Origin of the sequence: Kitasatospora sp. NPDC093558, assembly GCF_040683475.1 — a bacterium.
In the GTDB taxonomy this organism is placed as follows: Bacteria; Actinomycetota; Actinomycetes; order Streptomycetales; family Streptomycetaceae; genus Kitasatospora.
The window spans coordinates 1-1,848 of sequence record NZ_JBFBDY010000978.1; the positions used below are offsets into that span (position 1 = coordinate 1).

A 1,848-nucleotide genomic window follows, 5' to 3' on the forward strand; every position below is an offset into this window, starting at 1 on the left:
GTGCAGCGCCGCGACGAGCTCCTCGCGCAGCTCCACCGACCGGTTGGCGTCACGCGGATCCGCCGGCTCCCCGTACCCGGCCGGCGCCAGCGCCGCGGTGCGCTGGCCCGGGCGGTTCAGGCGCCGGTGGCGGTCGTTGGCCAGGTTCACCAGGATCCGCCGCACATACGCCTCCGGCGCCTGCGAGGCGGCCACCTTCCGCCAGTGCCGGCACGCCCGCTCCAGCGTCTCCTGCACCAGGTCCTCCGCCGCGTGCGCGTCCCCCGTCAGCACGTACGCCGTACGGAACAGCGCCCCCGACCGCTGCTCCACGAAGTCGACGAAGTCGATCCCCGGAGCGGCCCTGCGCAGCCTCACCCCGTCGCCTCCGTCCGTTCGCTGTTGTCCTGGCACTGCGTCATGACTGTGGCGCGGTCTTTTCTGCTGCATGGCGCCAGTTGGATGTGACGCAGCTCATATTCCGTGGGCGGGCCTCGGCGATTCAGATATGTCAGCCGATTGTCGGTGCTTTCGGTTATGGTCCGGGGAGTTGGTGGTCTGGCGCGGGTTGGGGGGTGTCTTGTGCGGGGGTTCGAGGCGCGTCCGGGTTTCGTGGTCCAGGCGTACCGTTTCGCGCTGGATCCGAACTCCGCTCAGGAGGCGGCTCTTCGATCGCACTGCGGGGCGGCGCGGGCCGCGTACAACTGGGCGGTGTCGTGGGTCGCGGCGTCGTGGTGGCAGCGGAGGGCCGAGGCGTCCTACGGAGTCGCAGAGGCCGATCTGACGCCGTGGCGGCCGTGGTCGTTGCCCGTGTTGCGGAAGGTGTTCAACGAGGTCAAGAAGAGCGACCCGAGGTTCGCCGGCTGGTGGGAGGAGAACAGCAAGGAGGCGTACTCCACCGGGCTGGCGAATGCCGCCGCTGCGTTCGACAACTACAGCAGGTCCAAGCGCGGTGAGCGCAAGGGCAAGGCGGTCGGCATGCCGCGCTTCAAGTCGAAGCACGGGGCCCGGCTGTCGTGCCGGTTCACCACCGGCACCATCCGCGTCGATGTGGACCGCCGGCATGTGACGCTCCCGCGGCTCGGAACGATCCGTACCCACGAGTCCACGCGCAAGCTCGAACGGCGCCTCGCCAACGGCAGCGCCCGCATCCTGTCTGCGACGGTGCGCCATGAACGGGGCCGGTGGTTCGTCTCGTTCCAGACCGAGGTCAAGAAAACCGAACGCACCGCCGCGCATCCGGACGTCGCGGTGGGCGTGGACCTGGGCGTGAAGTGCCTGGCGGTGATGGCCGACAGCCTGGGCGAGGCCCGCTTCGAGCCCAACCCCAGACACCTCGACCGCGCCCTGAAGCGGCTGCGCCGCGCCTCGCGCCGTGTCTGCCGCCGCCAGGGGCCTGACCGCAGGAAGGGCGTCAAGCCGTCGAAGCGGTGGCTGAGGGCCAACGACGAGCGCAACCGGGTGCACTACCGGGTGGCGAATCTGCGCATGGATGCCCTGCACAAGCTCACCACCGCGATCACGAGCGAGTACGGCACCGTCGTGGTCGAGGACCTCAACGTCGCCGGGATGCTCCGCAACCGCCGCCTGGCCCGCAAGATCCAGGATGCCGGGTTCGGTGAGATCCGCCGGCAGATCGCCTACAAGACCGGGTGGACCGGTGGCCGCGTGATCGTCGCGGACCGCTGGTATCCGTCCAGCAAGACCTGCTCGGCGTGCAAGGCAGTGAAAGCCAAGCTGCCCCTGCCCGTCCGGGTGTTCACTTGCGACGCGTGCGGCCTGGTCATCGACCGGGACGAGAACGCGGCTCGCAACCTCGCCGGCCTCGCGTCGGGCGGCATCACGGGTACCGGAGTGGCCGGAGACCCG

Annotated in this window: 2 protein-coding genes; one reads left to right on the top strand and one right to left on the bottom strand. The window is 69.9% G+C overall.

Annotated features, from left to right (window positions below; translation table 11 throughout):
• On the bottom strand, positions 1–351 hold a 351-nt coding region (locus AB0O00_RS37585), incomplete at its 3' end, for a sigma factor (RefSeq protein WP_363659185.1).
• Between the two features lie 240 nt (positions 352–591).
• Here AB0O00_RS37585 and tnpB point away from each other — a divergent pair.
• Positions 592–1,848 (top strand): IS607 family element RNA-guided endonuclease TnpB (gene tnpB, locus AB0O00_RS37590; protein ID WP_363659184.1); only part of this gene is annotated, 1,257 nt, incomplete at its 3' end.